A 26,781-nucleotide genomic window follows, 5' to 3' on the forward strand; every position below is an offset into this window, starting at 1 on the left:
TCAGGCCACCTTCACAATGGTGTTGACGTAGATTCCGGGCGTGACGACAGTCTCCGGGTCCAGCGCCCCGGTGGGGACGATTTCTGAGACCTGGACAATGGACTGCTTCGCCGCGGCGGCCATGATGGGGCCGAAGTTCCGTGCGGTTTTGCGGTATACGAGGTTGCCCTTGCCGTCGGCCTTGAGCGCCTTGATCAGCGCGACGTCGGCGTGGATGGGCGTTTCGAAGACCTGGCCGCGGCCGTCGATGATCCGGGTTTCCTTGCCCTCGGCCAGCATGGTGCCGTAACCGGTGGGGGTGAAGAACCCGCCGATGCCTGCTCCGGCGGCACGGATGCGTTCGGCGAGGTTGCCCTGCGGGACGAGCTCCAGCTCGATCTGTCCGGCCTTGTACTTGGCGTCGAAGTGCCAGGAGTCGGACTGCCGCGGGAAGGAGCAGATCATCTTCTTCACCCGGCCCTCCTTGATCAGCAGGGCCAGGCCCTGGTCGCCCTGGCCGGCGTTGTTGTTCACCACGGTCAGCTCGCGGGCTCCGCAGTCCATCAGCGCGTCGATCAGTTCGAACGGCTGCCCGGCGTTGCCGAACCCGCCGATCATCACGGTGGAACCGTCTTTGATCTCGGCGACGGCATCGGCCACGGTGTCTACAAAATTCAGCATCTCTCTCAGCCCTTCACACCAGCAGTTACGTTTTCGAGCACCACGGCCAGGCCCTGGCCCACGCCGATGCAGATCGCCGCGACACCCCACCGCTCACCGGAGGCCTGCAGGGACCGGGCGAGGGTGCCCAGGATCCGGGTGCCGGAAGCGCCGAGCGGATGGCCCATTGCGATCGCGCCGCCGTGACGGTTCACGATCGAGGGGTCGATGCCCCAGGCGTTGATGCACGCCAGGGACTGCGCGGCAAACGCCTCGTTAAGTTCGACGGCGCCCACCTGGTCCCAGCCGATGCCCGCCTTCGCGAGGGCCTTGTTCGCCGCCTCCACCGGGGCGTACCCGAAGAACTGGGGGTCGTTGCCGTGCGCGCCGCGTCCGGCGATCCGCGCCAGCGGTTCGAGCCCCAGCAGCCCGGCGGCCGCCTCGCTGCCAATCCAGGCCGCGGAGGCGCCGTCGGACAGCGGCGACGCGTTCCCCGCGGTGACGGTGCCGCCCTCGGCACGGAACACCGTCTTCAGCCCGGCGAGTTTCTCCGCCGAAGAACCGGCCCGGATGCCTTCGTCGCGGACCAGGTCAGTGCCCGGCACCGGGGCCACGAGGTTGTCGTAGAAACCCTCGTCCCACGCAGCTGCCGAAAGGTTGTGGGAGTTGGCGGCGAACTCGTCCTGCTGCTCGCGGGTCACGCCGTACTTTTCACGCAGCCGCTCGGTGGCCTCACCCAGGGAGATGGTCCACTCCTTGGGCATGGCCTTGTTCACCAGGCGCCAGCCCAGCGTGGTGGACGCCAGGGTCATGTCACCGGCCGGGTAGGGCTTCTCGGTCTTGGGCAGCACCCACGGGGCACGGGACATCGACTCCGCGCCGCCCACCAGCATCAGGTCCGCGTCGCCGGCGTTGATCTGGCGTGAGGCGATGATCGCCGCGTCCAGCGACGACCCGCACAACCGGTTCACCGTCGTCCCCGGAATGGAGACCGGCAGGCCTGCGAGCAGGGTGCCCATGCGGGCGATGTTGCGGTTTTCCTCGCCGGCGCCGTTGGCGTTGCCGAAGACCACCTCGTCGATCCGCTCCGGGTCGAGGCCCGGGGCCCGCTTCACGGACTCGGTGATCACGTGCGCTGCCAAGTCATCCGGGCGGACACCCGCGAGACCCGAGCCGAACTTACCGAAGGGGGTGCGCACGGCGTCGTACACAAAAGCCTGGTTCATAACTTTTCCTCTAAATTCTGCGTGGATCCCCAACTAGGTCGCAGTAAGTGTCGTTTTGAGGGCTCAAAACGACACTTAGTGCTACCTAGTTGGGCGGGGTGGCTAGTTGGGTGCGCCGGCGGCGGATGCGTCCTTATCGGCCGCGTCCAGGTCGCGGAACACCTGCTGGGCGGTCTTGAATGCTGTGTTGGCGGAGGGGACTCCGCAGTAGATGGCGGTCTGCAGCAGGATTTCCTTGATCTCATCCCGGCTCAGGCCGTTGGTGATGGCCGCGCGGATGTGCATGGCCAGCTCTTCCCAGTGCCCGTGCGCCACCATCGCAGTGATGGTCACGGCAGAGCGCATCTGCCGTGGGAGGCCCGGGCGGGTCCAGATGCCACCCCACGCGATCCGCGTGATCATGTCCTGGAAGTCTTCGGTGAATTCGTCCTTGTTGGCGTTGGCCCGGTCCACATGCGCGGCGCCCAGCACCTCGCGGCGGACCACCATGCCGCCGTCGTAGATCTCCTGGCTGGTGGCATCCGGCTGGACGACGCCATTCCGTGCGCCTGGAAGGTCAATGCTGCTCATTTGGCTGCCTCCTGGGATTCGGTCCATGAGATGAGGTTCCGGAGCAGGTCGGCCACGTGGCCGGGTGCCTCGAACGGGGCCAGGTGGGCCACGCCGCCCAGGGTCACGGCGTTGGCGGTGCCCCCGCCGGCAGTGATGCCCGCCGCCACTTCCTCCGCGAACGACGGCGGCGCAACAGTGTCCTCCGCACCGGCCAGCGCCTGCGTGGGGACACTGATGCTGCCGAGGTCCGCGCGGACGTCAAAGGATGCCAGTGCTTCGCAGCAGAAGGCGTAGCTGAAGCGGTCGGCGTCGCGGAGGGCGTGCAGGAGGTGGCTGCTCCGGGCGGGTTCGCGGTCCATGAACCCCGGCGCGAACCAGCGCTGCGCCGAGCCCTGGATCATCACGGGGGTGCCCTGGGTGCGCACGGTTTCGGCGCGTTCCAGCCAGCCTTCCGGGGTGCCGAGCTTCGCGCCGCTGCACTGGACCGACAGGCTCTTGAGGCGTTCGCCGTGCTTGATCCCCAGCTGCAGGCCGGTGGCGCCGCCGAGGGAGACCCCGGCGTAGTGGAAACCGGCGCCGGGCGCAATGGTGTCCACGAGGTCCACCACGGCATCCGCGAGGTCGGCCACGTCAAAGCCTTCGATGGCCGCCGGCGAGACGCCGTGGCCGGGCAGGTCCCAGGCCACCACGTCGTAGTCGGTGCCGAGCAGTGTTGCCGCCTCGGTCCACAGGAGCGTGGACGTGCCGAGGGACGGTCCGGCGACGAGCAGGGGCCTGTCCCCCAGCGGGCGCTGGGGCGAAAGCAGCACTGCCTTCAGAGTCGGTTTAGCCACGGTTGGCTCCGTTCGGATCGTTGGATGCTGACGTGTGGGATGCTGCGGAACGCGTAAAGTCCGGGAACGCGGCGAGGATGCGGCGGGAGATCCCGGCGGCCTGGCCCAGGTAACTGGCCGGATCCAGGAGCTCTTCCAGCCGAAGATCCGTGAGCTGGCCGGCCGGCACCGCTTCGCGGAGCAGCCGCCGGTAGGTCCCCGCCTGGTCGGCGGCCGGCACCTCAAGGGTCCGGTCCACCACCGCCTGGAGCTGCTGCTTGCCGGTGGCACCGTCCTTGTCGTCCAGAAGCGGTGCGACGGCGGCGCCCACCCCTTCGGCCAGCAGCAGCGGTCCGGCGAGGTCCAGGTTGCGGCGCATGGCCACCGGGAAAACCTGCAGGCCTTCCGTCAGTTCCTTGACGTGGCCGGCCGCGGCAAGGGCCAGCCGGAGCAGCCCGCGCAGGGCAGGCCATTCCGTGTGCCAGGCACCGTCGGGGCGTTCGTCGTTGAAATTGGCGGCAGCCAGGTGCAGCTGGGCCGCGAGCTGCGGCGCCTGCAGGGCGGCGCTCCGGACCAGGACGGAGAGCACGGGGTTCTGCTTCTGCGGCATGGCCGAGGACACGCCCCTGCCCGCGGCCCGCGGCTCGGCCAACTCGGCCAACTCGGGACGGCTGAGGAACAGGACGTCTGCGGCGATTTTGCCGTACGCGTCCAGCACCGAGGCCAGGGCATTTCCGAGGGACGTGATGGCCAGGCGGTTGGTGTGCCACGGTGCGGGCGCCGCGGCCAGGCCCAGCTGTTCGGCCAGCGAATACGCCAGGCCAAAGGGGGTGGACGCCGTCCCGGAGGTCAGCACGGTGCCGGCGGCGAGGGTGCCGGCGGCACCGCCGAACTGTACCGGCAGCTCCACGTGCTCCAGCTGCCGGCCTGCCGCGGCCACGCCGTGGAACCACTGCGCGGCGCGGAGCCCGAAGGTGAACGGCAGCGAGTGCTGGGTCAGGCTCCTGCCCACGCACAGCGTGTCCGCATGCTGTTCCGCGAGGGCGGCGAGCGCCGCCGTCGTGCTTTTCAGGTCGGCCAGCAGCGCCTCAACAGTGTTGCGGGCCAGCAGCATCAGGGCCGTGTCCAGCACGTCCTGGCTGGTCAGTGACGTGTGCACCGCTTTCACGGCGCCCACGTTGGCGGTGTCCCGCGCCTGGACCTGCTTCCGCAGGTCGGCCAGCAGCGGGATCACGGGGTTGCCACCACCCTGGGCACGGAGCGCGATGTCCGCCACGTCGTAGCGGCCCGCCTCAGCAGCGGAGGCCACGACGGCGCCGGAGCCGGACGGCGCCAGGCCGGCCTTCTCCAGCACGGCGGCCCAGCCGGACTCGACGGCGAGGATCGCCGCCAGCACCGCGCGGTCCCCCGTCAGCGCCGCCACCAGGGGCGACGCCGACACGGGGCTCAGCAGGCCGGCGTCGCCGTCGGCCGCGCTTCCGGAATTGACGGTACCTCCCGTGCCGGGGGTCTTGTTCACTGGAAGTCCAGGAAGACTGTTTCGCCCTCACCCTGCAGCCGGATGTCCCAGGTCAGTCCGCCGTCCGGATCGCGGCGGGCGATCAGGGTTTTCCGGCGTTCCGGGTCCAGGGAGCTGAGCAGCGGGTCCGTTGCGAGGGCTTCCTCATTCTCCGGCAGGTAGATGCGGGTGAACAGTCGGTTCGTCAGGCCACGGGCAAAGATGGCTACCGAAATGAACGGCGCCGCCCCCGGTTCGGTGGGGCCGGGGTTGACCGTGGTGAAGGTGAACACACCGGAGTAGCCCACGGAGCCGCGGCCCCAGCCGGTGAAGGTGTAGCCGTCGCGGACCAGCGAACCGGTCTTTTGCACGATCTTGCCCTCGGCGTCGGGCTGCCAGATTTCCAGGATGGCGTCCGGGACGGTCTCGCCTGCACCGTCGTACACGGTGCCCTGGAGTCGGATGGAGCCCGGCGAGCCGGGTGCCAGGAGTTCGTTGTCCTTCTCGAAGGGCAGCGCGTAGCCGTAGAACGGGCCGACGGTCTGGCCGGGGGTGGGAACAAGCTTGGTGGTCTGGTTGCTCATGCGCCTATTCCTCATCACCTTCTGCGCCGAGCGCTTCGTTTTCGGTCCACGTCCGCTTCGGGCCGGTCAGGACAATGTCCCAGTTGTAGCCCAGGGCCCACTCGGGTTCGGTCAGGTCGTGGTCGTACTTGGCCACCAGGCGGTCACGGGCGTCCGGGTCCACGATGGTCTGGTAAATCGGGTCCAGCGGGAAGAGCTGGTCGCCCGGGAAGTACATCTGCGTGATGATGCGCTGGGTGAACTCGGTGCCGAACATCGAGAAGTGGATGTGGGCGGGGCGCCAGGCGTTGAGGTGGTTCTTCCACGGGTAGGCGCCGGGCTTGATGGTGGTGAACCGGTAGGAGCCGTCCGGGCCGGTGATGCAGCGGCCGATGCCGGTGAAGTTGGGGTCCAGCGGGGCCGGGTGCTGGTCGCGCTTGTGCATGTAGCGGCCCGCGGCGTTGGCCTGCCAGATTTCCACGAGCTGGCCGGCAACGGGGCGGCCGTCGCCGTCGAGGACCTTGCCTGCGACGATGATGCGCTCACCCTGGGGTTCGCCGTTGTGCTGGATGGTCAGGTCCGACTCCAGGGCGTGCACGTCCTGGTGTCCGAAGGCGGGCGAGTACAGCTCGATGGTCTCCGGGTCTGCGTGCTGCAGGCTCTTGGTGGGGTGCCGCAGGATGCTGCTGCGGTAGGGCGGGTAGTCCAAACGGGGCTGGGTCTCGGCGGGGGTGCCGTCCTTGAGCGCCCGGGCATACGCCTCACCCATGGCGTTAATCTCTGCACTGAGATCGGCCTGGGTCTCGATGGCGCGGTCCAGGGGCAGGTGCCCGGCATGGGGTTCGGCGGCCGGTACGAGCTCGTCGGTGTCAAGCTGTTCGGTAGTGATGTGCTGCGGCACGGCTGGCTCCTTTCGTGGTTGCTGTTGTTAAAGGTGCTGGGATTCGGTGGACGGGTCAGGTGCGGTGCAGGAGGTCGTACTGGACTGCGTGCCGGACGGGAGCGTTGGGGGCGCCGTAGCCGTCATAGTTTCCGCGGCGTTCCACCATTTCGAAGAACACGCTTCCCACGGTGGCCGTGTAGAAATGCAGGAACTCGCCGTCGGCGTCCCGGTCATACAGGAGGTTCAGTTCCTGCAGCGTGGCCAGGAACTCCGGCGCCAGTCCGAACCGTGCGTCCAGGTCCTCGTAGTAGTTCGCCGGGATCTCCAGGAACTCCAGTCCGCGGGCCTTGCAGTCCCGCGCGGTGGCCACCAGGTCGTCCACGGCGAAGGCGATGTGTTCCTGGTAGGTCCTGCGCGCACCGGTGCCCCCGCCGTCGGACTCCGCGGCGCCAGAACCACCGGAAGCGCCGTCCTGCTGGATGAGCGGGGCGAGGTTCAGCACGAGCCGCACGGCGCGGTTTTCGGTGAGCATCACCTGCGAGCGGACCAGGCCCGTGGGGCTGGGAACCTCCGCGAACGGCTGCGGTTCCAGGGCCAGGGCGCTGGTGTAGAAGAGGACTGCCTCGTCAAAGTGCTGCCAGGGCTGGGCCAGGTTCACGTGGTCGATCACGGCCGGGGCGCCGGCGGCGGGCACTTCGAGGCCCTCGCCGAATTCGCTGGTCCAGGCCGCGGTCCCGTCGGGGCTGCCCTGGCACAGGAAGATCTCGGTGGAGTCCGGGGCGGCGAAGCCCTGGAACACCTCCTCGTTCGCCTGGCTCTTGCGGGGCACCGCCGGGGCCTTGAGCTGCTGGGCACGGGCCGAGGCGATCACGGGTGAATCGACGTCGAAACCAAGGGCAGCAATACCGGCCGCTGCATCCCCGGCGTCGGGGCCGGCCTCGTTGATGATCACCCGGGCGTGGCCCATGGTCCACAGCTGGACGTCCTTGGTGCGGTGGCGGCCGTTGAACTCGAAGCCCAGCTGGCCCAGGACTGTTTCCAGCCCGGCGGTGTCGGCCGCCTTGACCTCGGCGAAGTTGAAGCCTGCCGGTTCGGCCACCTGCGGGAGCGTGGCCAGTTCCATCGGATAACGACGGCGGCCCGCGGCCTGGGTGCCCGCCCCGGCGCCCGGCGCGGCGCCGGACAGCACCGGGGCGCTGGCGTCCAGCCACTTGGCGCTCTGTTCCTCCAGCCAGATCAGCGAGCGCATGCCGTCGACGGCGGTGCGCTCCACGTCCGACTGGCGGAAGACGTCGTTAAAGATCTCGAGTGACACGGGGCCGGCATAGCCGGCGCGGACCACGTGGCCCATGAACTTGGCGAGCCCGAACTGGCCTTCACCCGGGAAGACCCGGTAGTGCCGGCTCCAGGACAGCACATCCATGGAGAGCTTGGGGGCGTCCGCCACCTGGACGAAGAAGATCTTCTCCGGGTTGAACGCCTCGATGGGTGCCGTGTCCCAGTCGCGGGACAGGATGTGGAAGGAGTCCAGGCAGGTGCCCAGGTTGGGGTGGTCCACGGCTTCCACCAGCCGGTGCGCGTGCTCGTAGTCGCTGACGTACTTGCCCCAGGCCAGGGCCTCGTAGGCAACCTTGACCCCGTGGTCGCCGGCCAGTTCGGCCAGGCGTCCCAGCTGCTCGGTCCGGAGGTCGTCGCTGTCGATGCTGGCGGTGGCCACGTTGGAGCAGACCAGGATGGTGTCCATGCCCAGCCGGGCCATCAGCCTGAACTTGGCCTCTGCGCGGCGGAGGTTGGCGGCCAGGAGGTCCTCGGACACGCTGTCGAAGTCGCGGAAGGGCTGGTACAGGTCAAGGGTCAGGCCAAGGTCCGCCGCCATCTTGCGGACATCCTCGGGCGTCAGCGGCGAGGTGACCAGGTCCTGCTCGAAGATCTCGATGCCGTCGAAGCCTGCGATGGCGCAGGCCTGCATCTTCTCCTTCAGCGTGCCCGAAAGGCAGACGGTGGCGATTCCGGTGCGCATCAGGCGGCCACCTCTTCCGCCGCCACAAGTTCCAGGAAGTGCGAGCGCATCCGGTCGGCGTCGGCTGTCAGCCCGGTGAAGATCCGGAAGGCATCCGCCGCCTGTCCCACGGCCATGCGGCCGCCGTCCAGGACGTCGCAGCCTTTGGCGCGTGCGCCGCGGACCAGTTCGGTGTCGATGGGGCGGTAGACGATGTCCGCCACCCAGTGCCGGGGTTCCAGCAGGTCCAGGTCCAGCGGGACGCCGGGGTGGGCGGCCATTCCCACGGGGGTGCAGTGGACCAGGCCGTCGGCGAGGGGCAGCAGCTGCGGCAGCTCCGCCGTCGTCCGGGCTGTGACGGTGCTCTGCGGGAAGAAGCCGGCCAGTTCTGCGGCCTTTGCGGCGCAGCGGGCGGGGTCCACGTCCACCAGGTCCAGGGCCTTAACGCCCGCGGTGAGCAGGGCGTAGGCGACGGCCGATCCGGCGCCGCCGGCACCCAGCTGGACCACGCGGTCCAGCTTCGCAGCGGGGAGGCCGGAGGCGAGGGCAGCGGCAAAGCCGGAGAAATCGGTGTTGTGGCCGATGAACCGGCCGTCCTCGATCACCACGGTGTTGACGGCACCGAGCCGGAGGGCGTCCGGGGAGACCTCATCCAGGTGCTGCAGCACCAGCTGCTTGCAGGGGTGCGTGATGTTCAGGCCGTTGAAGCCAAGGCTGCGGGCGCTCTGCAGCAGGTGGCCGACGGATTCGCCGGGAAGTCCGAGTTCCAGCAGGTCGATGGGGCGGTACAGATAGCGCAGGCCCTGCACGTCGCCTTCGCGTTCGTGCATGTGGGGGGTGAGCGACGGCATGACGCCATCCCCGACCAGTCCCACCAGGTAGGACTCAGTTCGATTACTCATCCGTGCAGCTCCTTTGGTAACGGCACCGGGCGGTCGGCGCAGGCCAAGGCGAGCGCCGCGGGTCCGGTGTTAGGGATTACAGTACAGCACATGTTCACATAACGCACTATTGTTCGAGATACGAACATGAGAAGGGTTTGGGTTGCCAATTGCCAACGCCCGCCGCTTCCTTCACGGCCGGGGTCAGCGCTGCGGGAGCCGGGCAGCCAGCTCGGCCGCCGCCTCCTGCAGCACGGGAACATGGGCAACCAGGGCCTCCAGGCTCAGGCGGAAGACCGGGACTGCCGTGGCCAGGGAGGCGAAGGCGTGGCCCTGGGAGTTGAAAAGCGGGACGGCCACGGCGCGCATGCCGGTCTCGTTCTCCTCATCCATGACCGCGAACCCCTGGCGCCTGACCTTGTCGATTTCGGCGCGGAAGGCATCCCTGTCGGTGATCGAGTGCTCGGTGAGTGGATCCAGCTCCAGCTCGGCCAGGAGGCGTTCCCGCTCCGGGTCCTCGGCGAACGCCACCAGCGCCTTGCCCACCGCAGTGGTGTGCAGCGAGCCGAGGTGGCCGAGGTCGCTGGTCACCCGGAACATCTGCGGGCCGTCCACCTTGTTGACCGTCAGGTGGTGGTGGCCGTCCCTGACGCTGAGGATGGTGGCCTCACCCGTCTGCTCCGTCACGCGGCGGAGGACCGGCATGGCCGTGCCGGCGAAGCCGTGGTGGTTGGACACGCGCTGGCCCAGCTGGAAGATGCGCAGGCCCAGGTGGTAGCGGCGGCCATCGGGTTCGTAATCCACAAAACCGTCCCGCGTGAGCGAACCCAGCAGGCGGTAGGTGGTGCTGAAGGGCAGGTCCGCGCGGCGGGAGATTTCCGCGGCACTGGCGCCGCGGGGCTCGTCCCCCAGGAGGACCAGGAGGCCCAGGGCCTTGCCCACCATGTCCGTCCGGTCACCTTTGGCCGGCTTTGGCTCGGGGGTAACGTCGTCGACCTCTGTGGCTTGGTTCACACTCATACGTCGATATTGCCACATGGTGGCAACTATTTCTAGATGGTGATTATTTTCTTGACAAGTGACTGTACTCACAGCCATCATTGCTATATCGCACAAGTAGCTCCCACCATGTGGCTACTGTCCGGGTTTCCCCCGCACCTCCAGCCGTGCCGCGCCAAGCCTTACCCCAGGCAAGCGCCGGCTGCGAGCCCCCTGATCCATCCGCGACAAAGTCGTCACATCAAAGGAATTCCATGAGCCAGAAACTTCCGTCCGCCGAGCCAGGCATCGCTGCCCCGGCCGGGACGCCGAAGAAGGCAGCCCTCGCAAGCTTCCTGGGCAGCGCCGTCGAATACTACGACTTCTTCATCTTCGGTTCCGCCGCCGCCCTGATCTTCCCCACGGTCTTCTTCCCGAATGCTGACTCAAACGCGGCCATCATGTCCTTCGCCACCTTCGGCTTCGCCTACGTGGCGCGGCCGGTGGGCGCCGTCATCCTCGGCCACTTCGGTGACCGGGTGGGCCGGCGGAAGGTCCTGATGTTCACCCTCCTGCTGATGGGTGCCTCCACCTTCCTGATCGGCTGCCTGCCGGACTTCAACACCGTTGGCTGGTGGGCTCCTGCCCTGCTGGTGCTCGCAAGGCTCTGCCAGGGCCTCTCGGCCGCGGGCGAACAGGCCGGCGCCTCCTCCATGACCCTGGAGCACGCTCCGGACAACCGCCGCTCCTTCTTCACCTCCTGGACCCTCACCGGTACCCAGGGCGGCCAGATCCTCGCCGCCCTCGCCTTCATCCCCGTCCTCGCCCTTCCGGACGACATCAAGTACGGCATCGGCTGGCGCGTCCCGTTCTGGCTCAGCGCCGTCGTCGTGATGGTTGCGTTCTTCATCCGCCGCACGCTGCACGAACCCCCGGCCTTCGAGGAAGCCCAGAAGAACGCCGAGATCTCCAAGCTCCCCGTGGCCGACTTGCTCAAGAGCCACTGGCGCGACGTCCTCCGCGTGGTCTGCTGCGCGTTCATCGCCGCCGTCTCCACCGTGTTCGGCACCCTGGCCATCAGCTACGCCAAGACCGTTGCCGGCGTTGACGGCACCACCACCCTGTGGCTGGTGGTGGGCGCCAACCTCGTGGCACTGGGCACCCAGCCGCTCTTCGGCAAGCTTGCCGACAGGATCGGCCGCAAGCCTGTCTTCATCTACGGCGCACTTTCCAGCGCCATCCTCACGCCGGTGTTCCTGCTCAGCCTGGAATCCGGCAGCGTCCCGCTGATGTTCCTCGCAGCCATCGGCTTCTTCTCCTGCGGTTACGCCGCCTCAAACGCCGTGTGGCCGTCCTTCTACGCCGAGATGTTCAGCACCAAGGTCCGGTTCTCCGGCCTGGCCATCGGCACGCAGCTGGGCTTCCTGATGGCAGGCTTCGCCCCGGCAATCGTGGCAGCCATGGGCGGCATCAAGCCCGGCGGCTGGGTCCAGATCAGCATCTTCACCGCCATCATCTGCTCCATCGCGGCCATCTCCGCGCTGACGGCCAAGGAAACCTTCAGGGTCCCCACCAAGCAGCTTGGCCTGAAGTAACGCAGCAGCCCGGTTTTGGGACCGGAAAGCCCGCCATTCAATCGAATGGCGGGCTTTCCCCGTTAAAAAGTGGGCTAGTCCGGCAGCAAGAGCACGACGGCGGACGGCCAGGTTGTTAGGGCCGCCCGGTCTCCAGCACCGAAGCGAGGTCGAAGTTCACCGGCTCCTCCAGCTGCTCGTAGGTGCATGACTCCGGGTCCCGATCCGGCCGCCAGCGGTTGAACTGGGCGGTGTGCCGGAACCTCTCGCCCTCCATGTGGTCGTACCTGACCTCCACCACCAGCTCCGGCCGCAGCGGCACGAACGACAGGTCCTTGCCGGCGCTCCAGCGGCTGCCTTCGGCGTTCCGCGGCGTCCGGTCGCCTTCCTCCTGCTTGGCCCACGCCCACGGGTGCCCGTCGAAGTCGGTGACCAGTTGCTGCAGTTCGGAAAACAGTTCCTGGCGGCGCTTCATCGGGAAGGCGCCGATCACGCCCACGCTGGCCAGGCCGCCGTCGTCCTTGTACAGGCCGAGCAGCAGCGAGCCGATCACATCCGGGCCGCTCTTGTGCACGCGGTAGCCGGCAACGACGCAGTCGGCCGTGCGCTCGTGCTTGACCTTGAACATCACGCGTTTGTCCGGCTGGTATGAGCCGTCCAGCGGTTTGGCCACGATCCCGTCCAGGCCGGCGCCCTCAAACTGCCGGAACCACTGCTCGGCGGTGTCCTTGTCCTGGGTGGCGGCGGTGAGGTGGACCGGTGCCTGGCTGCCGGCGAGCGCCTGCTCCAGTGCGGCCCGCCGTTCGGAAAAGGGCCGGCCGGTGTAGTCCTCGTCCCCGAGGGCCAGCAGGTCAAAGGCCACAAACTTCGCCGGCGTCTGCTCGGCCAGCAGTTTCACCCGGCTCGCGGCGGGATGGATGCGCTGCTGCAGGGCGTCGAAGTCCAGCCGGTCCCCTGATCGGCCAACCAGCACAATCTCGCCGTCCAGCACGCAGCGCGGCGGCAGGTTCGCCTTCAGCGCTTCCACGACTTCCGGGAAGTACCGTGTCATGGGTTTCCCGTTGCGGCTGCCGATCTCCACCTCGTCGCCGTCGCGGAAGATGATGGACCGGAAGCCGTCCCATTTGGGCTCGTAGCTCAGTGCGCCGTCCGGCATTCCACTGACAGCCTTGGCGAGCATCGGCGAAACGGGCGGCATCACGGGAAGTTTCATAGGCCCCATTCTTGCCCGGCGGCCGCGCCGGCGGTAGGGCCTGGATCGGCAATGCCCGGCTGAAAGGCCTCGACACCGCAGTCCGCGGGCCTGTAGACCTTAACGATGGTCACCGTCGGCTTTCACGCCTCGCATGAACAGATCAGCCCCGCACAGCTTCTGAAGGACGTCCAGCACGCCGAACAGGCGGGTTTTGACGCAGCCATGTGCTCGGACCACATTGAGCCGTGGTCCGCCCGGCAGGGCCATTCCGGTTTCGCCTGGTCCTGGCTGGGCGCGGCGCTGGCCACCACCAGCCTCCGCTTCGGTGTGGTGACCGCCCCGGGCCAGCGCTACCACCCCGCCATCACCGCCCACGCCTCCGCCACCCTGGCCGGCATGTTCCCGGGCCGGTTCTGGCTGGCGCCCGGAAGCGGCGAAAATATGAACGAGCACGTCACGGGAGATGCCTGGCCGCCGAAGGAGACCCGCCAGCGGCGGCTTGAGGAGTGCGTGGACATCATCCGCCGCCTGCACCGGGGCGAGGAGGTCACCCACCACGGCCTGGTGACGGTGGAGCAGGCCCGGATCTGGGATGTGCCGGAGCCTCCGCCGCCGCTGATCGCGCCGGCCATCAGCGTGGACACCGCCCGCCGTTCCGCCGCCTGGGCGGACGGCCTGGTGACCGTGAACCAGTCGCCGGACAAGCTGAAGCACATGCTGGCCGCGTACCGGGACAACGGCGGCCAGGGCCACGCCATCCTGCAGGTGCACCTGTCCTGGGCGCCGCGCGAGGAGGATGCCGTGGCCACCGCGCTGGACCAGTGGCGGACCAACACTTTCGCCCCGCCCGTGCCGTGGGACCTGCCCACCGCGGCCCATTTCGACGGCGTCAGCGGCCACGTGGGCGTGGACCAGGTCCGGAAATCGGTGAACATCTCCGCCAGCCTGGACCAGCACGCCGAGTGGCTGGCAGGGTACGCGGACCTGGGCTTCGACGAGCTGTACCTGCACTTCGTGGGCCAGGACCAGGCCCCGTTCATCGAGGCGTTCGGCGCCGACGTGCTGCCCCGACTGCGCCCGGCGCACTTTCCGGACCCACGCGTGAAAGAGGCAACGTCGTGAGGATCGCGGAAACCTCGGACCTCTGGTGGAAGAACGCCGTCATCTACTGCCTGGACGTGGAGACGTTCTTCGATGACGACGGCGACGGCACCGGTGATTTTGCCGGCCTCACCCAGCGGGTGGACTACCTCGCGGCGCTGGGCGTCACGTGCATCTGGCTGATGCCGTTCTACCCGTCGCCGGACCGCGACGACGGCTACGACGTCACGGATTTCTTCACCGTGGATCCGCGGCTGGGCACCATGGGCGACCTCGTGGAGTTTGTCCGCAGCGCCAAGGACCGGGGCATGCGGGTGATCGCGGACTTCGTGGTCAACCACACCTCCAACCAGCATCCCTGGTTCGTGGAGGCCCGGAAATCGAAGGACAACCCGTACCGGGACTACTACGTGTGGCGGGCAGACACTCCCCCGGACACGTCCTCGGAGGTGGTGTTCCCCGGCGAGCAGACGTCCCTGTGGACGAAGGATGACGCCACCGGCGAGTGGTACCTGCACATGTTCGCCGAGCACCAGCCGGACCTGAACGTGACGCATCCCAACGTCCGGAACGAAATCGCCAAGGCGATGGGGCTCTGGCTCGAGCTCGGCCTGGACGGTTTCCGGCTGGACGCCGTGCCGTTCTTCCTCGAAACCCGCGGCCAGCCCAAGGATGAGGCCGCCAACCTGGACCCGCATGAGTACCTCAGCGCGCTGCGCAGCTTCCTGGGCCGCCGCAACGGCAGTGCCGTGATGCTCGGCGAGGTCAACCTGCCCTACAAGGAGCAGCTGGAGTACTTCGGCGGCGCCGAGGGCAACGAGCTGAACATGCAGTTCGACTTTATGACCATGCAGCACCTCTACCTGTCGCTGGCCCGCCAGGATGCCCGGCCGCTTGCCGAGAACCTGAAGAGCCGGCCGCCGCTGCACCCCGACAACCAGTGGGCCATGTTCGTCCGCAACCATGATGAACTCACGCTGGACAAGCTCAGCGACGCCGAACGGCAGGAGGTTTTCGCCGCCTTCGGCCCGGAGAAAAACATGCAGATCTATGGACGCGGCCTCCGCCGCAGGCTGCCGCCGATGCTCGGCGGTGACGCCGAACGGATCCGGATGGTGTACTCGCTGATGTTCTCGCTCCCCGGTACCCCGGTCCTGTTCTATGGCGAGGAAATCGGCATGGGCGAGGACCTGCGGCAGAAGAGCAGGGCCGCCGTCCGCACCCCCATGCAGTGGAACAGCACCAAGAACGGCGGATTCTCCAGTGCGAAGGCGTCCGATCTGGTGGTCCCGCTGGCCCGCGGCGACTACGGTCCGGCCAACGTCAACGCGGCCGCTGCCAAACGCGACCCGGATTCGCTCTGGAACTTCATGGCCAGGCTGATCCAGCGCTACCGGGAGTCCCCCGAACTGGGCTGGGGCGGGTTCGCCGTGATCGACCAGCCCGAACCAGCGGTCTTCGCGCACACGTGTACTTCGGACGGGGCCACCATGGTGCTCCTGCACAACTTCGGCACGGGAAAGGTAAAGATCGCCGGCAAGGTGGGCGGGGATGCGCCGAAACGGACCTACCGGGGTGCCACCCTGCTGGACGTGCTCGACGGCGGCGACGTGCCGTTGGAGCCCGACGGCGGCTTCACCGTTGAGCTGGGCCGTTACGGCTACCGGTGGTTCCGCGTGCAGCAGCCGGGCGACCGTCTGGCGCCGTAGCGAGCCACAGCTACCGGTTCCGGCGCAGAACCCGCACTTCCCACGGCCGGAGGTCCGTGCCGCCGTCGGACGGGTAATTTCCCAGGACCTGGGCGGCGCCCGCCCAGGCGGGATCCCCGGCGTCGGACTTTTGGACTGAACCGGAGAAGTTGCCCAGCACCAGCAGCTCCGCGTCCGGCAGCGAGCGGGTGAACGCGTAGACGTGTTCGTCGTCGGGAAGCAGCATGGTGAAATCCCCGTAGGCCACCACCGGATCCGTGTGGCGCAGTTCAATGACCCGGCGGTAGAAGCTGTAGACGGAGTCCGGGTCCTCCACCTGCGCGGCAGCGTTGATGGTGTTGGCGTTCGGATTGACGGCGATCCAGGGCGCACCGGTAGTGAAACCGCCATGGCGGCTGGCGTCCCACTGCACCGGGGTGCGGGCGTTGTCGCGGTTGAGCGGGGCCAGCGCGGCCAGGACCTCGGCGTCGGTGTGGCCGAGGTGGGTGGTGGCTTCCCGGTGGTGGTTGAGGACCTCGATGTCCCTGTAGTCGCTGATGGCTCCGAAGGTCATGTTGGTCATGCCCAGTTCCTCGCCCTGGTAGACGTAGGGCGTGCCGCGGTGCAGGTGCAGGACGGCGGCGAGCATCTTGGCGGACAGCTCGCGGTACTGGCCGTCGTCGCCGAACCGGGACACGGCCCGGGCCTGGTCGTGGTTGCCCCAGTAGAGGCTGTTCCAGCCGTGCTCCCCCAGCGCTTCCTGCCAGCGGCCCAGGGACTTCTTCAGGTCGGTGAGCAGGAGTTTCCGGGGCCGCCATTTGTTGCCGCCCTCCTGGTCCAGGGCCACGTGCTCGAACTGGAACACCATGTCCACCTCTTCCCTGGCAGGATCGGTGAACAGCACGGCGTCCTCCACGGTGACGCCCGGCATTTCGCCGACGGTCAGGAGGTCTTTGTCCCGGCCTTCGAAGACTTCCTGGTGCATCTCCTGGAGGAACTCGTGGATCCGCGGACCGCAGATGTAGTGCGGGCCGCCGTCGCCGAAAAGCATCCCGTCAGACCGGGGACCGTCCGGCAGGGACTGGTCCTTGGAGATGAAGTTGATGACGTCCATCCGGAAGCCGTCCACGCCCCGGTCCAGCCACCAGTTCATCATGTCGTAGACGGCGGCCCGGACCTCCGGGTTTTCCCAGTTCAGGTCGGGCTGCTTCTTCGAGAACAGGTGCAGGTAGTACTCGCCGCTGGCGGCGTCGTACTCCCAGGCCGGGCCGGAGAACGCGGATCCCCAGTTGTTCGGTTCCGCCCCGGGCGCACCCGGCTCCGCACCGTCCCGCGGAGCCCGCCACCAGTACCAGTCCCGTTTGGGGCTGTCCTTGGACGAGCGGGATTCGACGAACCACGGATGCTCGTCCGAGGTGTGGTTGACCACCAGGTCCATCACCAGCTTCATGCCGCGGCTGTGCAGCCCTTCCAGCAGTTCGTCCAGCGTGCCGAGGTCGCCGAACACCGGGTCGATGTCCCGGTAGTCGCTGATGTCGTAGCCGTTGTCGTCCTGCGGCGAGCGGTACACAGGGGACAGCCAGACGACGTCGACGCCCAGGTTCCGGAGGTAGTCCAGCCGGCCGATGATCCCGCGGAGGTCGCCCACGCCGTCGCCGTCGGAATCGGCGAAACTGCGGGGGTAGATCTGGTAGACCACAGCACTTTTGAACCACTCCCGGCCCGCTCGGCGGGCTGTTTCCGGCTGGGTTTCCTGGCTGGTCATGGCTTCCTCCTGGGACGCGGCGCGGCGGGATGCAGGCTCAGTGAAAGTCTGGTTCCCGCGGGTACTGCGGTCAATGGCCCCGGCTGTGAAAAGATCAACCATGCGCGCTATGCAACACTCCAGCAAACTCCAGAACGTCCGGTACGAACTCCGCGGGCCCATCCTCCAGGCGGCCAAGAACATGGAGGCCGAGGGGCACCGGATCCTCAAGATGAACCTTGGGGACACCGCGCCGTTCGGCATGGAAGCGCCGGAGTCCGTGGTGGTGGACATGATCCACCACTTGAGGGGCGCCCAGGGCTACAGCGATTCCAAGGGCATCTTCTCCGCCAGGACCGCCATCTCGCAGTACTACCAGACGCGCGGGCTCATGCAGATCGGCGTGGAGGACATCTTCATCGGCAACGGCGTCAGTGAGCTGATCTCGATGTGCCTGCAGGCGTTTATGGAAAACGGCGACGAGATCCTGGTCCCGGCGCCCGACTACCCCCTCTGGACGGCCGCGGTCACCCTGACCGGCGGCAAGCCCGTGCATTACCTCTGCGACGAGGCGGAGCACTGGTGGCCGGACATGGCCGATGTCGAGTCAAAGATCACCAGCCGCACCAAGGGGATCGTGATCATCAACCCCAACAATCCCACGGGTGCGGTGTACCCGCGGCACATCCTGGAACAGTTCGCGACGCTGGCACGGAAGCACAACCTGGTCCTGTTCTCTGACGAGATCTACGAGAAGGTGCTGTACGAGGAAGCCACGCACATCCACACAGCCTCCGTGGCTGAAGACGTGTGCTGCCTGACCTTCAGCGGCCTGTCCAAGGCCTACCGGATGCCCGGATACCGGGCAGGCTGGGTGGCAGTCACCGGCCCCCTCGCCGCCACCGCCGCCTACCGCGAAGGACTCGAGCTCCTGGCCTCGCTGCGCCTGTGCCCCAATGTCCCGGCCCAGCATGCGATCCAGACCTGCCTGGGCGGCTACCAGAGCATCGAGGCGCTGGTGCGGCCCGGTGGCAGGCTGCGCGACCAGCGCGACCTCGCGTACAAGCTCCTGACCGCCATTCCCGGCGTCACGTGCGTCCCCGCCGCCGGAGCCATGTACCTGTTTCCACGCCTTGACCCGGAGCTTTACCCCATCAGGAGTGACGAGCAGTTCGTCCTGGACCTCCTCCAGGACCAGAAGATCCTGGTCTCCCACGGCTCGGCCTTCAACTGGCCGGCGCCGGACCATTTCCGCTTTGTGATCCTCCCGTCGGTCCTGGACATCGAGGAAGCCGTCCGGAGGATCTCCACGTTCCTGGCAACGTACCGCAGCAGCGTCGCGGACTGACCGGCATCCTGGGCGCCGAGATCTAACCGGCCCCTAACCGTCAGGAAACGCGGGCGCAACAATGCCCCGCCACACTGGAACTGCCGGCAAGCGCAGGCGCCCAGCTCCAGTCCAGGAGGCCCCAGCCATGTTGAAGGAAGTCAAAGCCCATGTAACCCGGGTCCGCGCCCTGGACCAGCTCCACCGCGGCGACGAAATCGAAGCCCGCCTCTCAGTGGGGCCAAGCTACGACGACGTCGTGATCCGGCGCGGAAGCGTCCAGGAGACCGCCCCGGGCATCGGCGTCGTCTGGATCATGGACCGCCACACAGGAATGCGCAAGGCGATCAATACGGACGAATGCAGCGTGTGGCGCATCGCCTGAGAGGGCAACCGGCGTTCCACACACCAGCAGCACCACAACGGCGGGCGTAGTCAGTCAGGACTGCCCGCCGTTTTGGAGCCGCCCGGCTTAGCCGCCGGCCACCGACTGGATGATCAGCACTTCCTGGCCGTCCGCCACTTCAGTTTCCAGGCCCTGGAGCCTGCGCACTTCGTCGCCGTCCACGTAGATATTCACGTAGCGGCGCAGCGCGCCGGTCTCGTCCCGCAGGCGCCTGGCCAGCACCGGGTAACCCCCGGTCACCGAGTCCAGGAGCTTCCCCACCGTCACCGGCCCGTCGGCGGGCGCAGTCAGGATGGACTGCCCGCCGGCCAGCGGCTGCAGGATGCTCGGCAGCACCACGCTGATATCAGGCACCCTGGGCCGCCGCCGTTTCCGGAATGCGCGGCTCCGGCAGCCCCGCCCCCGCGACGACGGCGGCGCGGACACACAAAACGTCCGGGAGATGGCTGACCACTTCAGCAAACGTGTCGCCCTCATCCGCGCTGGCATACACCGCGCCGCCGCGGGTGCCGAAGTAGACTCCGGCCGGCTCGGCCGAATCCACGCCCGCGGCGTCCCGAAGCACACTGTTGTACTCCCCCTCAGGCAGGCCCGTAGCCAGGCGCTTCCAGGTGGCCCCGGCGTCGTCCGTACGGTGTACGGCGAGCTTTCCCTCCGGCGGGATGCGTTCGCCGTCGGCCTTCAGCGGAACCACCCAGGCAGTCCCTTCCCGGCGGGGGTGGGTGAGCATCACAAAGCCGAAGTCCGCCGGGAGGCCGTCAGCGATCGATTCCCAGTGCTCGCCGTTGTCATCGGTGCGGTAGACACCGTGGTGGTTCTGCGCGTAGAGGCGGCCTTCGACGGCGGCATCTGCGGCGATCTTGTGCACGCACTGGCCGAATTCGGGGTAGGGATCCGGATTGAAGCGGGCCGAAATCCCCTTGTTCCTGGCCTCCCAGGAGGTTCCGCCGTCGAGCGAGCGGTATACGCCGCCGGTGCTCATGGCGATGTGCACGTTGTCGCCTGCCGGGTTGACCACGATCGAATGGGCGGCGGCGCCGCCGTAGCCGGCACCCCACTCGCTGCGGTGCGGGTGGTCCCACAGTCCGCGGTTCAGTTCGAAGTGCTCGCCGCCGTCGGTGGATTTCCACACGGAAATGGGTTCGGCGCCTGCCCACACCACGCCGGGCCGCGACTCTGAGTCCGGATAGATCTGCCAGATGCGCTCGACGGCGGCTCCGGTGTCCTCGGGAAACATGATGGCTCCCTGTTCCGGCTCGGTCCACGTAGCGCCAAGGTCGTCTGAGTGGGCCACGGTGGGGCCCCAGTGCTCGGACCTGACGCCCACCATGATCCGGGTCCGGCCGTCCCGGGTATCTATGCCAATGCTGGGAATCTCGCTCATCAGGAAGTGCGGACCGGAGAACGACCACTGCTTCCGGTCCCGGCTGGTAGCCAGCCAAAGGCCTTTTTTGGTTCCGATCGCCAGGACAAAGCTCTCTGTGGTTGCCATGCACCCCATGCAACCACTCAGGCCGGAAGGCTGCAACGGTTTTTGGGCAGCAAAGGCTTACGCCCGGCTTACCCCCGACCGCCTAGTCCACGAATTCGGACTGGGTCTCGATGAAATCCCAGTCCGCCTCCGTGAGGACCGCGACGGGATTCTCAGGGTGGGGTCCTCCCGCCTCGGCGATCCCCTGCAGCACCGCCAGGGGCAGCTCCTCGGCACGCAGGTTTTCCCGGAGCCATTCCTTGGATGCCAGCTCCAGGTCCAGCCACCACATGTAGATTTCCATGCCCGTCACGCCCTTTCGTATGACTCAACGTTAGGCGCGGCCATGGCCACGTTCAAGGGTCCCGATATTGGGGCCCGGCTGCCTGTCGGCGGAACAAGTAGTGTTCCCCCGTTTCCGCGTAGTGGCAGGTATCGCCGCATTTCAGCGGCTTCCAAAGTCGAGTACCCTCTACTCGCGACTGCCTCTTGCGGCCACCCTAGCCTGAAGTGACATGCAAGCTGACCGTGCTGCTGGGGCACTCAGAGTCATCGCTACTCCCCCTCATCATGGTCCGTTTCAAACTACTGGGGAGAAGAAAACAATGAAACGTACCTTTGCCACACTGGGGGTCATGGGGTTGGGGCTGATCAGTCTGACAGCACCGGCCATGGCCGCTCCTAATCAGGTGGTCGTCTGCCATGCCGGCGGAACAGGCGCAACCGTGTGGGATGCAATTGCATTCAACGTGAACGGCCTGAGCGGCCACGCCGGGCATCCCGATGACATCATCCCGCCGAACTCGTCCATACCGGGCGGCCTGAACTGGACGAACGACGGGAAGATCACCTACATCGCCAACTGCGCACCGCTGCCTCCGGGCGAGGAACCTCCGGTTTACCCGCCGGTGATCCCGCCCGTCGTGGTCCCACCCGTCGAACCTGTCGTTGTCGTACCGCCGGTCGAACCGGTCGTTGTAGTACCGCCGGTCGAACCGGTCGTTGTAGTACCGCCCGTTGAACAGACGGTGGTGGTTCCGCCCGTTGAACAGACGGTGGTGGTTCCGCCGGCCGTTGTGGAAGCACCTGTGGTGCAGGCACCGGTCGTGGTCCAGGCACCGGCGACGACAGCCGTCACGGGTAAGACGCCGGCGGCCACTGGGGCAGTCGCTGTCAGCCAGGGAACCAACCAGGGCTTCAATGCGCAGACTGCCGTGGGCGGAAGTGACAGTGCCCCCACCTGGCTCGCGGGCCTGGGCGTGATGCTCGGTGCGGGTGCAGTGGTTGCGATCCGCCGCAGGTCCCTGGAAGCACAGGCAGACTAAGGCCGCAGTTCGGACTGGGCCGAACTGACACGCAGGGCGCCCCGCCAGCTCACGGCGGGGCGCCCTTCCTGTAAGCACACTTTCCAAAACGGTGAGGAGCATCGTGGCAAAGCAAACCGGACGGCACGAAGTGCCGAAGCGGCGCCGCGGTTTGAACCGCGCAGACATCGCCATCCTGGCCTGCGGCATCATGGGTTTCCTGTCCTTCACGTTTGGTGGCCCGCTGCTGGACCAGCACGGGGCCCCAACGCCGGAAACAAACACGGCCGCCTATTCCGCCGGGACGTCGTCGGTCTTCGAACTGCCGTTGCCCCTGGCGGTTTCGGGTGTCCCTGCCACCCCGGCGGCATCCGCGCCGGCTGCGGTACCGGTATCCGCAGGGCCCGTCCTTCCGGAGGCTTCGGCCCCGCAGCGCATCATCTACCCGAAAGCTGCCATGGACACGGCCGTCCATCCGCTGGAACCGGACAGCACCGCCGTCGAAAGCCAGACGATCGTGCCGCCCACCACCAAGGACGGTTACTGGCTGACGCCGTTCGGTGTTCCGGGGGACGGCTCGAAGAACACCACCTACGTCATCGGCCACAGCTGGGAAGGCCAGGATGCCCCGTTCAACCACCTGAGCTCCGCGGCGGCCGTTGGCGACGAATTCGATGTCGTCACCGCCACCGGAACCATCCGATACCGCGTGGACAGCGTGACCACGTACCTCAAAGCCGCCCTCAAGGACAGCCCCATCTGGGACATGGTGCCCAGCCGGCTTGTCCTGATCAGTTGCTACACGGAAGACCCGTGGGGGAAGAACGTGGTGGTCTCCGCCTCACCCGCATAACGAAGCCCCTGCTCAGGGGCCTGTTCAAGTACGCCTGCCGGGCAGAGAATGAGCTATGACTCCAGAACGATTCAGCGGTCCGCCTCCACTGTTAGTCGGTGTGATGCCCGATCAGCACCCCGAGGTCCTCCGTACGGCAACGCAGCTGGCGGCGCGGCTCTCCGCCCCGATGCTCTGCGCCTATGTTGATGAGGCGAGCTACCTGGTGGAGTGGGATCCGGCCCGCTCCGCGCACAGGTTGTCCCTTCATCCCGAGAAGGATGATGAGGACGTCCGTGCCGTGACGATGGGGATCCGGGCAGTCATTGAAGACGCCGTCGGTACCGCCGGAGACCCCGCCGTCAACTGGACCCTCCGCACCCTGGCAGGCGATCCTGCCCGCGCCCTCGCCCGGCTTGCCGCGGAGACCAACGCCCCCATGATTATCGTGGGGACATCGGAACGGGGGCTCGCGCACCGGATTTCGGAAGCACTCAACGGCTCAGTTGGAGCCTGGCTCAGCCATCACCAGAGCCGGCCGGTCCTGGTGGTTCCGTACCGGATGCCTGCACACGAGGACGCCGGCTGAGGCCACAGGTGCCGCGAAAACAGTGCCTGAGGTGCCTCGAAATAATAAAGCGAAAGTAGTTATTCGAGGTGGTGGCGGACGGCTCTACCGGCAAGTAAGCTGATTCAAGCAGAACGATCCAGCCCAATGGAGTGGATCGCTAATCTGCCCCAAATACTGCTCCGGAGTGCGTATCCCCCAATAACGCACTCCGGAGCTTTTTAATGCCCAATTTCAGGCGCCACGATTGCCGGAGCAAAGGCGATGCCGGCATTTACCAGCCTGCTTACCTTTGGATGAATACCCCCAGGGGGTACTTGCGGTATACCCCCATGGGGTATATGTTGGGACTATGAATGCACCGGAAGACGCTGTTTTGGAGCCGGCCCACGGACCAGGCTCCCCGCCTGAGCATGGCTACACCGGAAACAAAGAGGCTTACCTGCGCCGGCTCAAACGCATTGAGGGCCAGGTCCGTGGCATTGCCCGCATGGTTGACGAGGACAAGTACTGCATCGACATCCTGACCCAGGTCTCGGCCGTCACCAAGGCCCTGCACGCCGTCAGCCTTGGGCTCGTGGAGGAGCACATCGGCCATTGTGTCGTCGGAGCCGCCTCTGAGCCCGATCCCGCACTCCGGGCCGAAGCTATCGACGTCAAGGTCAAGGAGGCGGCCGATGCCATCGGCCGCCTGCTTCGCTAAACCACCCCTTCGCCGGCACCGCGCCGGCCCCCACAAAGGAGCCAGCCATGAGCACCACCTCCACCACTGTCAGCGTTTCGGGTATGACCTGCGGCCACTGCGTCTCTTCGGTCAGCGAAGAACTTGAATCCCTCGCCGGCGTCGAAGCGGTCGACGTCGACCTCAACGCCGGCGGCATCTCCACGGTCACCATCACGTCCAGCCAGGAACTCTCACCCTCCGAGATCGGCGAGGCCGTAGCCGAGGCCGGGTACCTGGTAATCGCCAACGAAGCCTGAGTTTTCCACCGAACAGAGGAAACGCCGTGAGCACTGAGCATCTCCATCCTGGCGGGAGCCGGGTGGTTGACCTTGATATCGAGGGCATGACCTGCGCCTCCTGCGTGAACCGGGTGGAGAAAAAGCTCGGCAAACTCGAGGGCGTGGAAGCCTCGGTCAACCTCCCCCTGGAATCCGCCCACGTAAAAGTCCCCGCAGGCATTACAGACCAGCAACTGGTGGACACGGTAAACGCCGCGGGCTACAAGGCAAGGCTCCGCCAACCGCGCTACCCGAACAAGAGTGCCGGCCACGGAGCCGATGCGCTCGGCCCGCGGCCCCTGAGCGGCGACGCCGGCCACGACCAGAGCCAGCACGGCGGCACGGAAGGCGGGCACAGCGACGACGCCGGGGACTTGCGGCAGCATGCGTCTAAGCGAGGCACGAGCGAGCATGCCGAGCAAGTGGCCGGTGGCGCCGCGCAAGGTGACCACGTGGCGCACACCGGCGGTGCGCAAGAGGACCACCTGCGGCACGGCGGCAGCGCGCAACAGCTGCGGCCGCGCCTCATCGTGGCAGCCGTGCTTACGGTGCCGGTCTTCCTGATCTCCATGGTCCCTGCCTTCCAGTTTGCAAACTGGGGCTGGGTGGCGGGGGCTCTCGCGTTGCCCGTGGTCAGCTGGGCGGCGTGGCCGTTCCACCGGGCCGCGGCCATCAATGCCCGCCACCTGGCATCTACCATGGACACGCTGGTCTCCATCGGAGTGATTGCCGCTTACGTCTTCTCGGCCTGGCAGCTGTCCAGCAACCCCCGGATGACGGAACACCCGCGGATGGAGGGGATGGAACCTGGCGGACTCTACTTTGAGGTGGCTGCCGTCGTCACCACGTTCCTGCTTCTCGGCCGCTTCCTGGAGGCCAATGCCAAGCAGAAAGCCGGCGACGCACTCCGGGCACTGTTGAACCTGGGCGCGAAGGACGCCACGGTCGTGCGCAGCGGCAGCGAAACCAAGGTCCCGGCCGAAGAACTCCAGGTGGGTGACGTCATCGTGGTCCGTCCCGGCGAAAAGATCGCGACGGACGGCGTGGTGATCGAGGGCAGCTCCGCAGTGGACGCGTCCCTGGTCACCGGCGAGTCGGTACCTGTGGAGGTTGGCCCGGACAGCACGGTCACCGGAGCCACCATCAACACTTCGGGCCGTCTACTGGTCCGCGCCACCCGCGTGGGTTCCGAAACCACCCTGGCGCAGATGGCCCGGCTGGTTTCCCAGGCCCAGACAGGCAAGGCACCGATCGCCCGCCTGGCCGACCGGGTCAGCGCCGTGTTCGTGCCGGTGGTCCTGGTCATCGCCGCCCTGACTTTCGCGGCGTGGCTGTTCCTGGCCGGCCCGGCCGTCAGCGAAGCCGAGCTGCGCGCCGCCTTCACCGCCGCCGTCGCCGTCCTGGTCATCGCCTGCCCCTGCGCGCTGGGCCTGGCCACCCCGGTGGGGCTGCTCACCGGAACCGGCCGCGGCGCCCAACTGGGCATCCTCATCAAAGGCCCGCAGGTGCTCGAGGACACCCGTACCGTGGACACCATCCTGCTGGACAAGACCGGCACGGTCACCAGCGGCCAGCTCGCCGTTGACGATGCCATGGCTTTTGAGGGCTTCACCGCGTCCGAGGTCCTGCGCCTCGCCGGCGCCGTGGAGGCAGCCTCGGAGCACCCCATCGCCCATGCGATTGCCGCGTCCGCCCTCGCGCAGATCAGTGAACCGGCGGCCCTGACGGCGCGTCCGGCTCGGAGCCGGGACGGCCAGAACGACGACGACGGGCGGCTTCCCGCCGTCGGGCAGTTCCGCTCGGCACCCGGAGGGGGCGTGGCCGGCACCGTGGAAGGCCGCACGGTGCTGGCCGGCCGCACCGGCTGGCTGCAGGAGAACGGCGTCCACATCTCCCGCGAACAGCAGGAAGCCCTGCAGGCTGCCGAGGCATCCGGGGCCACGGCCATCTGGGTGGCGCTGGACGGGACCGCGGCTGGCATCATCAGCCTCCGGGACACCATCAAGCCGGGATCCGCGGAAGCCATCAGACGGCTTAAGGCCCTGGGGCTCCGGCCCATCCTGCTGACAGGTGACAACGCCGCCGTCGCCGCGCAGGTGGCTGACGCCGTCGGCATTTCACCGGAGGATGTGTATGCCGGAGTCCTGCCGGCCGGGAAAGTGGATGCTGTCCGGAGGCTGCAGTCCGGCGGAGCCATCGTGGCCATGGCGGGGGACGGTGTCAACGATGCCGCGGCGCTGGCGCAGGCGGACCTCGGGATCGCTATGGGATCGGGCACCGATGTGGCCATCGAGGCCGCGGACCTCACCGTGATGGGCAACGACCTCGGCCAGGTGGCGCAGGCCATCGAACTGTCCCGCCGGACCCTGGCGACGATCAGGACCAACCTGTTCTGGGCCTTTTTCTACAACGCGGTGGGCATCCCAGTGGCTGCTTTGGGCCTGCTGAACCCGATGATCGCGGGGGCCGCCATGGCCGCGAGCTCGGTCCTGGTGGTGGCGAATTCGCTTCGGCTGCGCAGCTTCGGCAGGTAACAGC

26 protein-coding genes are annotated in these 26,781 nt (G+C 67.3%); 11 read left to right on the forward strand and 15 right to left on the reverse strand.

Annotated elements, in window-relative coordinates; genetic code table 11:
- The 10 genes from EYS21_RS04190 to EYS21_RS04235 form a co-directional block, all read right to left on the reverse strand.
- Entirely contained in the window at nucleotides 1-660 is a 660-nt protein-coding gene (locus EYS21_RS04190) for a 3-oxoacid CoA-transferase subunit A (protein WP_131131960.1), read from the reverse strand.
- Nucleotides 661-665: 5 nt separating this feature from the next.
- A complete protein-coding gene (locus EYS21_RS04195; protein ID WP_131131961.1) occupies nucleotides 666-1,865 on the reverse strand; it encodes a thiolase family protein in 1,200 nt (399 codons plus the stop codon).
- 102 nt (nucleotides 1,866-1,967) lie between these two features.
- Complete coding sequence (gene pcaC / locus EYS21_RS04200) at nucleotides 1,968-2,435, reverse strand: 4-carboxymuconolactone decarboxylase (protein ID WP_131131962.1); 468 nt, start codon at nucleotides 2,433-2,435, stop codon at nucleotides 1,968-1,970.
- Nucleotides 2,432-3,250, reverse strand: coding sequence for an alpha/beta fold hydrolase (locus tag EYS21_RS04205; RefSeq protein WP_131131963.1), 819 nt, complete (start codon nucleotides 3,248-3,250; stop codon nucleotides 2,432-2,434). Before EYS21_RS04205 ends, pcaC begins: the two co-directional genes overlap by 4 nt.
- Complete coding sequence (locus tag EYS21_RS04210; protein ID WP_131131964.1) at nucleotides 3,243-4,748, reverse strand: lyase family protein; 1,506 nt, start codon at nucleotides 4,746-4,748, stop codon at nucleotides 3,243-3,245. The genes EYS21_RS04205 and EYS21_RS04210 overlap by 8 nt, the downstream gene beginning before the upstream one ends.
- Nucleotides 4,745-5,311, reverse strand: a complete 567-nt coding sequence (gene pcaG / locus EYS21_RS04215) for a protocatechuate 3,4-dioxygenase subunit alpha (protein WP_131131965.1) — start codon at nucleotides 5,309-5,311, stop codon at nucleotides 4,745-4,747. The genes EYS21_RS04210 and pcaG overlap by 4 nt, the downstream gene beginning before the upstream one ends.
- A 4-nt stretch (nucleotides 5,312-5,315) precedes the next feature.
- Nucleotides 5,316-6,191: a protocatechuate 3,4-dioxygenase subunit beta gene (gene pcaH / locus EYS21_RS04220; RefSeq protein WP_131131966.1), complete on the reverse strand. Its 876-nt coding sequence runs from the start codon at nucleotides 6,189-6,191 to the stop codon at nucleotides 5,316-5,318.
- A gap of 55 nt (nucleotides 6,192-6,246) precedes the next feature.
- A complete protein-coding gene (locus tag EYS21_RS04225; protein WP_131131967.1) occupies nucleotides 6,247-8,193 on the reverse strand; it encodes a sugar phosphate isomerase/epimerase and 4-hydroxyphenylpyruvate domain-containing protein in 1,947 nt (648 codons plus the stop codon).
- Nucleotides 8,193-9,074, reverse strand: coding sequence for a shikimate dehydrogenase (locus EYS21_RS04230; protein WP_131131968.1), 882 nt, complete (start codon nucleotides 9,072-9,074; stop codon nucleotides 8,193-8,195). Before EYS21_RS04230 ends, EYS21_RS04225 begins: the two co-directional genes overlap by 1 nt.
- A gap of 183 nt (nucleotides 9,075-9,257) precedes the next feature.
- Nucleotides 9,258-10,073 carry an IclR family transcriptional regulator gene (locus tag EYS21_RS04235; protein ID WP_131131969.1) on the reverse strand — a complete coding sequence of 272 codons (816 nt, stop codon included), beginning with the start codon at nucleotides 10,071-10,073 and terminating at the stop codon, nucleotides 9,258-9,260.
- 233 nt (nucleotides 10,074-10,306) lie between these two features.
- Between EYS21_RS04235 and EYS21_RS04240 the strand changes: the two genes are divergently transcribed.
- Complete coding sequence (locus EYS21_RS04240) at nucleotides 10,307-11,626, forward strand: MFS transporter (protein WP_131131970.1); 1,320 nt, start codon at nucleotides 10,307-10,309, stop codon at nucleotides 11,624-11,626.
- 115 nt (nucleotides 11,627-11,741) lie between these two features.
- Here the strand turns inward: EYS21_RS04240 and EYS21_RS04245 are convergent, their stop codons facing one another.
- Entirely contained in the window at nucleotides 11,742-12,818 is a 1,077-nt protein-coding gene (locus EYS21_RS04245; RefSeq protein ID WP_131131971.1) for an ATP-dependent DNA ligase, read from the reverse strand.
- A gap of 105 nt (nucleotides 12,819-12,923) precedes the next feature.
- Here EYS21_RS04245 and EYS21_RS04250 point away from each other — a divergent pair, with 105 nt between their 5' ends.
- Together EYS21_RS04250 and EYS21_RS04255 are read left to right on the forward strand one after the other, a co-directional pair.
- A complete protein-coding gene (locus tag EYS21_RS04250; RefSeq protein WP_131131972.1) occupies nucleotides 12,924-13,922 on the forward strand; it encodes a TIGR03885 family FMN-dependent LLM class oxidoreductase in 999 nt (332 codons plus the stop codon).
- Nucleotides 13,919-15,610, forward strand: a complete 1,692-nt coding sequence (locus EYS21_RS04255) for an alpha-amylase family protein (protein ID WP_131131973.1) — start codon at nucleotides 13,919-13,921, stop codon at nucleotides 15,608-15,610. The genes EYS21_RS04250 and EYS21_RS04255 overlap by 4 nt, the downstream gene beginning before the upstream one ends.
- Nucleotides 15,611-15,620: 10 nt before the next feature.
- Here EYS21_RS04255 and EYS21_RS04260 read toward each other — a convergent pair whose 3' ends face one another.
- Nucleotides 15,621-17,354: an alpha-glucosidase gene (locus tag EYS21_RS04260; protein WP_131132373.1), complete on the reverse strand. Its 1,734-nt coding sequence runs from the start codon at nucleotides 17,352-17,354 to the stop codon at nucleotides 15,621-15,623.
- Between the two features lie 100 nt (nucleotides 17,355-17,454).
- Here EYS21_RS04260 and EYS21_RS04265 point away from each other — a divergent pair, with 100 nt between their 5' ends.
- Both EYS21_RS04265 and EYS21_RS04270 read left to right on the forward strand, forming a co-directional pair.
- On the forward strand, nucleotides 17,455-18,681 hold the full coding sequence (locus tag EYS21_RS04265) for a pyridoxal phosphate-dependent aminotransferase (protein ID WP_131131974.1): 1,227 nt from the start codon (nucleotides 17,455-17,457) through the stop codon (nucleotides 18,679-18,681).
- A 127-nt stretch (nucleotides 18,682-18,808) separates the two neighbouring features.
- A complete protein-coding gene (locus EYS21_RS04270; protein ID WP_131131975.1) occupies nucleotides 18,809-19,045 on the forward strand; it encodes a hypothetical protein in 237 nt (78 codons plus the stop codon).
- Between the two features lie 87 nt (nucleotides 19,046-19,132).
- Here EYS21_RS04270 and EYS21_RS04275 read toward each other — a convergent pair whose 3' ends face one another.
- From EYS21_RS04275 to EYS21_RS04285, 3 genes are all read right to left on the reverse strand, one after another.
- Nucleotides 19,133-19,420, reverse strand: a complete 288-nt coding sequence (locus EYS21_RS04275) for a MoaD/ThiS family protein (protein ID WP_131131976.1) — start codon at nucleotides 19,418-19,420, stop codon at nucleotides 19,133-19,135.
- On the reverse strand, nucleotides 19,413-20,567 hold the full coding sequence (locus EYS21_RS04280) for a sialidase family protein (RefSeq protein ID WP_131131977.1): 1,155 nt from the start codon (nucleotides 20,565-20,567) through the stop codon (nucleotides 19,413-19,415). Before EYS21_RS04280 ends, EYS21_RS04275 begins: the two co-directional genes overlap by 8 nt.
- Nucleotides 20,568-20,640: 73 nt before the next feature.
- Nucleotides 20,641-20,841 (reverse strand): hypothetical protein, encoded by a 201-nt coding sequence (locus tag EYS21_RS04285; protein WP_131131978.1) that lies wholly within the window; start codon nucleotides 20,839-20,841, stop codon nucleotides 20,641-20,643.
- A 301-nt stretch (nucleotides 20,842-21,142) separates the two neighbouring features.
- On the opposite strand from EYS21_RS04285, the gene EYS21_RS23340 reads away from it, so the two are divergent.
- From EYS21_RS23340 to EYS21_RS04320, 6 genes are all read left to right on the forward strand, one after another.
- Nucleotides 21,143-21,862, forward strand: coding sequence for a hypothetical protein (locus tag EYS21_RS23340; protein WP_165478255.1), 720 nt, complete (start codon nucleotides 21,143-21,145; stop codon nucleotides 21,860-21,862).
- A gap of 103 nt (nucleotides 21,863-21,965) precedes the next feature.
- Nucleotides 21,966-22,694, forward strand: coding sequence for a class F sortase (locus EYS21_RS04300; protein ID WP_131131980.1), 729 nt, complete (start codon nucleotides 21,966-21,968; stop codon nucleotides 22,692-22,694).
- 55 nt (nucleotides 22,695-22,749) lie between these two features.
- Complete coding sequence (locus tag EYS21_RS04305; protein WP_131131981.1) at nucleotides 22,750-23,262, forward strand: universal stress protein; 513 nt, start codon at nucleotides 22,750-22,752, stop codon at nucleotides 23,260-23,262.
- A 331-nt stretch (nucleotides 23,263-23,593) separates the two neighbouring features.
- Nucleotides 23,594-23,944: a metal-sensitive transcriptional regulator gene (locus EYS21_RS04310; protein WP_131131982.1), complete on the forward strand. Its 351-nt coding sequence runs from the start codon at nucleotides 23,594-23,596 to the stop codon at nucleotides 23,942-23,944.
- 47 nt (nucleotides 23,945-23,991) lie between these two features.
- Nucleotides 23,992-24,222, forward strand: coding sequence for a heavy-metal-associated domain-containing protein (locus tag EYS21_RS04315; RefSeq protein ID WP_131131983.1), 231 nt, complete (start codon nucleotides 23,992-23,994; stop codon nucleotides 24,220-24,222).
- 26 nt (nucleotides 24,223-24,248) lie between these two features.
- Nucleotides 24,249-26,777 carry a heavy metal translocating P-type ATPase gene (locus tag EYS21_RS04320; RefSeq protein WP_278184712.1) on the forward strand — a complete coding sequence of 843 codons (2,529 nt, stop codon included), beginning with the start codon at nucleotides 24,249-24,251 and terminating at the stop codon, nucleotides 26,775-26,777.
- Nucleotides 26,778-26,781 lie beyond the last annotated feature (4 nt).

The sequence above is a fragment of the Arthrobacter sp. S39 genome, assembly GCF_004320525.1.
Taxonomy (GTDB): domain Bacteria; phylum Actinomycetota; class Actinomycetes; order Actinomycetales; family Micrococcaceae; genus Arthrobacter.

What these genes read in the sequence shown, in the direction of transcription:
- EYS21_RS04190 (WP_131131960.1), bottom strand. Translation starts at nt 660, where the DNA reads ATGCTGAATTTTGTAGACACCGTGGCCGATGCCGTCGCCGAGATCAAA.
- EYS21_RS04195 (WP_131131961.1), bottom strand. Translation starts at nt 1,865, where the DNA reads ATGAACCAGGCTTTTGTGTACGACGCCGTGCGCACCCCCTTCGGTAAG.
- pcaC (WP_131131962.1), bottom strand. Translation starts at nt 2,435, where the DNA reads ATGAGCAGCATTGACCTTCCAGGCGCACGGAATGGCGTCGTCCAGCCG.
- pcaG (WP_131131965.1), bottom strand. Translation starts at nt 5,311, where the DNA reads ATGAGCAACCAGACCACCAAGCTTGTTCCCACCCCCGGCCAGACCGTC.
- EYS21_RS04225 (WP_131131967.1), bottom strand. Translation starts at nt 8,193, where the DNA reads ATGCGCACCGGAATCGCCACCGTCTGCCTTTCGGGCACGCTGAAGGAG.
- EYS21_RS04230 (WP_131131968.1), bottom strand. Translation starts at nt 9,074, where the DNA reads ATGAGTAATCGAACTGAGTCCTACCTGGTGGGACTGGTCGGGGATGGC.
- EYS21_RS04235 (WP_131131969.1), bottom strand. Translation starts at nt 10,073, where the DNA reads ATGAGTGTGAACCAAGCCACAGAGGTCGACGACGTTACCCCCGAGCCA.
- EYS21_RS04240 (WP_131131970.1), top strand. Translation starts at nt 10,307, where the DNA reads ATGAGCCAGAAACTTCCGTCCGCCGAGCCAGGCATCGCTGCCCCGGCC.
- EYS21_RS04245 (WP_131131971.1), bottom strand. Translation starts at nt 12,818, where the DNA reads ATGAAACTTCCCGTGATGCCGCCCGTTTCGCCGATGCTCGCCAAGGCT.
- EYS21_RS04250 (WP_131131972.1), top strand. Translation starts at nt 12,924, where the DNA reads ATGGTCACCGTCGGCTTTCACGCCTCGCATGAACAGATCAGCCCCGCA.
- EYS21_RS04260 (WP_131132373.1), bottom strand. Translation starts at nt 17,354, where the DNA reads ATGACCAGCCAGGAAACCCAGCCGGAAACAGCCCGCCGAGCGGGCCGG.
- EYS21_RS04265 (WP_131131974.1), top strand. Translation starts at nt 17,455, where the DNA reads ATGCGCGCTATGCAACACTCCAGCAAACTCCAGAACGTCCGGTACGAA.
- EYS21_RS04270 (WP_131131975.1), top strand. Translation starts at nt 18,809, where the DNA reads ATGTTGAAGGAAGTCAAAGCCCATGTAACCCGGGTCCGCGCCCTGGAC.
- EYS21_RS04280 (WP_131131977.1), bottom strand. Translation starts at nt 20,567, where the DNA reads ATGGGGTGCATGGCAACCACAGAGAGCTTTGTCCTGGCGATCGGAACC.
- EYS21_RS04285 (WP_131131978.1), bottom strand. Translation starts at nt 20,841, where the DNA reads ATGGAAATCTACATGTGGTGGCTGGACCTGGAGCTGGCATCCAAGGAA.
- EYS21_RS23340 (WP_165478255.1), top strand. Translation starts at nt 21,143, where the DNA reads ATGAAACGTACCTTTGCCACACTGGGGGTCATGGGGTTGGGGCTGATC.
- EYS21_RS04305 (WP_131131981.1), top strand. Translation starts at nt 22,750, where the DNA reads ATGACTCCAGAACGATTCAGCGGTCCGCCTCCACTGTTAGTCGGTGTG.
- EYS21_RS04310 (WP_131131982.1), top strand. Translation starts at nt 23,594, where the DNA reads ATGAATGCACCGGAAGACGCTGTTTTGGAGCCGGCCCACGGACCAGGC.
- EYS21_RS04315 (WP_131131983.1), top strand. Translation starts at nt 23,992, where the DNA reads ATGAGCACCACCTCCACCACTGTCAGCGTTTCGGGTATGACCTGCGGC.